3 protein-coding genes are annotated in these 1,456 nt (G+C 73.4%); all 3 read right to left on the reverse strand.

Going from position 1 to position 1,456, the window contains the following annotated elements; genetic code table 11:
- Positions 1–176: 176 nt before the first annotated feature.
- Genes B7L92_RS37715 through B7L92_RS37725 form a run of 3 tightly spaced genes read right to left on the reverse strand, consistent with a single transcriptional unit; the run spans position 177 to position 1,220 of the window.
- Positions 177–383, reverse strand: a complete 207-nt coding sequence (locus B7L92_RS37715) for a hypothetical protein (protein ID WP_081241603.1) — start codon at positions 381–383, stop codon at positions 177–179.
- On the reverse strand, positions 376–864 hold the full coding sequence (locus tag B7L92_RS37720; RefSeq protein ID WP_081241604.1) for a hypothetical protein: 489 nt from the start codon (positions 862–864) through the stop codon (positions 376–378). Before B7L92_RS37720 ends, B7L92_RS37715 begins: the two co-directional genes overlap by 8 nt.
- A 56-nt stretch (positions 865–920) precedes the next feature.
- Positions 921–1,220, reverse strand: coding sequence for a hypothetical protein (locus tag B7L92_RS37725; RefSeq protein WP_081241605.1), 300 nt, complete (start codon positions 1,218–1,220; stop codon positions 921–923).
- Positions 1,221–1,456 lie beyond the last annotated feature (236 nt).

Raw genomic sequence — 1,456 nt, forward strand, 5'->3', positions numbered from 1 at the left:
GGAATGGGGCGCAGAGGGAGTTCGGTTCAGATGGTGGCGTTGGGGGCGGGCGAGGGCTTTCGCGGAGGGGGGAGATGGGGAGGGGGGAGGGAAAGGGCGGCGACGGGCGGCAGGCGCTCAGCCATTGATCACCTGGCCGGGTGGGCCGCCCCCGGGGAGGGGGCGGCGGCTGTGGGCTACTCCTGCGGCGGCTTGTGACGACGCAGGTTGTTCCGCTCGGTCAGGGACACTTCCTTGCCGCACGGGCATTCGCCGTAGCGGCGGCCGTGGAGGTGGAAGAACTTCGGGCCGGTGTTCTTGGCGTTGACGGTGCGGATGGTGCCCGGGACCGGGGTGGTGTTGGTGCAGTAGCCGTGCGCGGTGACGGCGGGCGTGTCAGCCATGGCGGGTCTCCTCGTCGCTGTCGGTGATCTGGGGCAGGGCCGGGGCGCGGTAGACCTCGCGCCGCACGGCGGGGACACCGGGGCAGGGGGTGACGGCCTGCTGGAGCTCGGCGGGGTCCATGGGGTGCAGCCATCCGCCGCGTACGGTCCAGCCGCACGCACGGGGGCGGGGCTCGGCGGCCGTGGTGGCGACCAGGACGGCACTGCGCACCGTGCTGCCCTCCAGCGCGAACACCAGCAGCGTGCGCAGCACGGCGTAGTCCGTCTCGTCCAGCACGGTCAGGCGCACCGGATCGGTGCCGGTGGAGAGGTCGGCCTGTCCCCGGACGAACGTGTCGTCGGTGCGCTCGGCCACGAGATTGATCGTGTGTTCCCCGTCCCCGAGTGCCAGGATCATCAGGGCGAGCGCGGTCAGGGTGCGGCTCATGGCGGCCTCGATGGCGGCGTCGTTGGGGCGTATGAGTTCCGGGCGTGCGGGCATGGTGCGGCTCCTCACGGGGCGGTGGCTGGCGTGCTGCGTGCTCCTTGGCGGGCCGGTCAGTACAGGCCGCCGATGGCTTCGGCGATCGCCCGGCCGATGAACGCGGGGTCGCCGCCGTTGGACTCGTACGGCAGGTGGGTGCTGTCTCCTGCGGAGTCGTTGCGCAGGTAGAGGTGTCCGGCCTCGCACACACCGACGGTGAACGGGATGCGGTCCGGGCTGCGCAGGTGCCCGGTCGTCCCCCACGGGCCGGGCAGCACGGTCCACTGGTCTCCCAGGAACTCAAGGGCGGCGCGTGCCACGGTGTAGGGCGTGTGCGGCTGCTGCCTCGGCTGTTCGAAGTAACTCCTGGCCATGGGCGGTGGCTTCCTCTCTGGTTTCCCCCGCGCAGCGGGGTGCTCCGGGCTGCGCCCGGGGGCCAGCGGAGCGGCGGCGCTGCGCGCCGCCGGGGTGGGGTCCCCTGCGCTGCGCTGCGGGGACCGGTGGCGTGCGGGCTGCTGCGCAGCCGCGCACGGGGTGGGCGCGGCTGCGCGCTCCCTTCTCGGTTGGGAGCGCTGCGCGCTGTGGTGGTGTGGGGCCCGCGCGGGCCCCA

The organism is Streptomyces viridosporus (assembly GCF_002078235.1).
GTDB lineage: Bacteria > Actinomycetota > Actinomycetes > Streptomycetales > Streptomycetaceae > Streptomyces > Streptomyces viridosporus.

What these genes read in the sequence shown, in the direction of transcription:
- B7L92_RS37720 (WP_081241604.1), bottom strand. Translation starts at nt 864, where the DNA reads ATGCCCGCACGCCCGGAACTCATACGCCCCAACGACGCCGCCATCGAG.
- B7L92_RS37725 (WP_081241605.1), bottom strand. Translation starts at nt 1,220, where the DNA reads ATGGCCAGGAGTTACTTCGAACAGCCGAGGCAGCAGCCGCACACGCCC.
- B7L92_RS37715 (WP_081241603.1), bottom strand. Translation starts at nt 383, where the DNA reads ATGGCTGACACGCCCGCCGTCACCGCGCACGGCTACTGCACCAACACC.